The organism is Wolbachia endosymbiont of Drosophila barbarae (assembly GCF_044752445.1).
GTDB lineage: Bacteria > Pseudomonadota > Alphaproteobacteria > Rickettsiales > Anaplasmataceae > Wolbachia > Wolbachia pipientis.
Genome location: NZ_JBIXJM010000251.1, coordinates 4,581 through 6,164 on the forward strand (window position 1 = coordinate 4,581; position 1,584 = coordinate 6,164).

At 36.9% G+C, this 1,584-nt stretch carries 2 protein-coding genes; one reads left to right on the plus strand and one right to left on the minus strand.

Translation table 11 applies throughout. From position 1 onward, the window contains the following. Window positions 1–44 precede the first annotated feature (44 nt). Window positions 45–221, minus strand: a complete 177-nt coding sequence (locus ACIPNH_RS06585) for a hypothetical protein (protein ID WP_400772344.1) — start codon at window positions 219–221, stop codon at window positions 45–47. A gap of 364 nt (window positions 222–585) precedes the next feature. On the opposite strand from ACIPNH_RS06585, the gene prmC reads away from it, so the two are divergent. Further along, window positions 586–1,425 carry a peptide chain release factor N(5)-glutamine methyltransferase gene (prmC, locus tag ACIPNH_RS06590; protein ID WP_264339235.1) on the plus strand — a complete coding sequence of 280 codons (840 nt, stop codon included), beginning with the start codon at window positions 586–588 and terminating at the stop codon, window positions 1,423–1,425. Window positions 1,426–1,584 lie beyond the last annotated feature (159 nt).

The following is a 1,584-nucleotide window of genomic DNA, read 5'->3' on the forward strand; positions in this document are numbered from 1 at the left end:
TGCTTAGTAAATTTCTTAAACATTTAAACTAAGGTGAGTTGCATTTAAAAGCAGCTAAATTGCAGTGTTTCAGACTTAAAAAACGCCAATACTGAAAATAGACAATGACTAGGGCTTCTTTTGCCTTTTTTTTGCTTGGTAAATTTCTTAATATTTATGGCAACATGAACTGAGCAGGAAGGTGTCATTCCAGTGCTTGACACTGGAATCCAGTTTTCCATATAATCTCATCGAAAATGTTGTAACCACTTTCTGTGCTAGTTTGCTTGCTTACAAGCAAACTTTTCTGGATCTCAGTGTCTGGGCACTGGGATGACAGGAGAAGGTACTAGGATGACACCCTGACCTCGTCGTCCCGCTACGTGTTAGCGGAATCTAGAGATACCGTGACGGTATGACGTAAAGCTCGCATTAGCTATACTTTTATGCTCACCAACTTAGCTGGATCCAAGTAGTCAAGCTACTTGGATCTGCAAATTGCAATGTTCGTACAGCTGCGTGCTTGACACTGGGATTTAGTGCAGCTACCCTAAACTGGAAGTTCATCTTGCTATTTTTGGCTGAAAGAAACATATTTTTAGAATAATGAAAACAATCAGCTCTTTAATTCAAGAAGGATCGGAGTTATTATCGTCACATAAAGTTGAATCACCACATTTAGATTGTGAAATCATCATGCAGCACGTACTTGGAGTGGAAAGATCATTTATAATTGTGAACCATGCTGATCAAGTGCCAATGGAGAAAGAACTTTTATTTTGGAAATTAACAAAAAAAAGAGCGGAAAGATATCCAATATCGCAAATAATAGGTAATCATGAATTCTGGAGTAAAAATTTTATAGTTAACCAGCATGTTTTAGATCCAAGGCCAGATAGTGAAACAATAATCCTAGCAGTGTTAAAATATTACCCAAACAAAAAACAGAAACTAAAAATTGCAGATTTTGGTACAGGCACAGGTTGTTTATTGATATCCGTACTTAGTGAGTATGAATATGCTGTTGGCGTCGGTTTTGAAAAAAGCTTGGAAGCATATAAAGTTGCCTATCAGAACACAAAAAAACATGATCTTCTCAGCAGAGCCAAAATATTTCCAAGTTCGTGGACAGAGTGCAGAGGTTCATTCGATCTTATAATCAGTAATCCTCCATATATTAAAAGAAGCAAATTGAAAGACTTGCAAGCTGAAGTGCAAAAGGAACCAAGAATTGCCCTTGATGGTGGTATTGATGGTTTGAGTTGTTACTTGAGCATTTTTCCAATATTAAGGAGGTGCCTTAAAAAAAATGGGTTTGCGATATTGGAGATAGGTGAAGATCAAAGCAATATTGACAAAATAATCCCCTCATACGAATTAGCTTTTCAGGAATATGTATATGACTTAGCGGGAATGAAGAGATGCATTGTTGTGAAAAGAACATAGCTAATGTTTTTTTGCCTTCATCCCATATTATCCTATATCATCCCAGTACCCTCTACCTAGTCATCCAAGTAGCGTGACTACTTGGATCTATATTTATAGCTCTTTTCATAGAAGTCCGGATGTGATAAGATAAGGATAGAAGATGATAAGGAGGTTGAG

Bases quoted from the DNA above. Each gene is read 5' to 3' on its own strand.
- ACIPNH_RS06585 (WP_400772344.1), bottom strand. From the start codon at position 221: ATGGAAAACTGGATTCCAGTGTCAAGCACTGGAATGACACCTTCCTGC.
- prmC (WP_264339235.1), top strand. From the start codon at position 586: ATGAAAACAATCAGCTCTTTAATTCAAGAAGGATCGGAGTTATTATCG.